The organism is Cellulomonas hominis (assembly GCF_005239125.1).
GTDB classification, from domain to species: domain Bacteria; phylum Actinomycetota; class Actinomycetes; order Actinomycetales; family Cellulomonadaceae; genus Cellulomonas; species Cellulomonas hominis_A.
This window is the reverse complement of the sequence record NZ_SZYE01000405.1, coordinates 1-524: the sequence shown is the minus strand read 5'-3', so window position 1 is coordinate 524 and position 524 is coordinate 1. Positions and strand designations below refer to the sequence as shown.

The window sequence follows — 524 nt, the reverse complement described above, 5'->3', positions numbered from 1 at the left end:
GGCCGACGTCGGCCTGGACGGGGTCGGCTCGACGTTCACGCTGCGCGGGCCGGACGGCGCGGAGCACCGCGCGGCCGAGCAGGTCGACTGCGACCTCGCCGTCGGCGGCCTGCTGACGGTCGCCCGCACCCCCGCCCAGCTCGGCCGGCTGACCGCCGACGCCGCAGCGGCGCGGGCGTGGGGGGACGAGGTCGAGACGCTCGACGCCGCCGGCGTCGCGGCGCTCGCCCGGGTGCCCGGCGCCCTCGGCGGCACCCTGGCCCCGGACACCGGCCGGCTGCAGCCGGTCCGGCTGGTGCGCGGGCTGGTCGACGTGCTCACCGCGCACGGCGCGCGGGTCGTGGAGGGCACCCGGGCGCTGCGCCTGTCCCCCGGCGCCGTCGTCACCGACCAGGGCACCGTGCGCGCGCCGCTCGCCGTGCGGGCGACCGGCGGCGGCGCCCCGGCGGGCGGCCGGCAGGCGATCGCGACCGAGCCGCTGACCGTTGCCGTCTGGGAGACGCTCGGCCTGCGCCGGGGCGTCG

General features: G+C 82.1%; 1 protein-coding gene. It reads left to right on the top strand.

Annotation, left to right across the window (positions count from 1 at the left end):
* Positions 1 to 524: NAD(P)/FAD-dependent oxidoreductase (locus FA014_RS19760; protein WP_154731282.1), on the top strand; the 524-nt coding region annotated here is incomplete at both ends.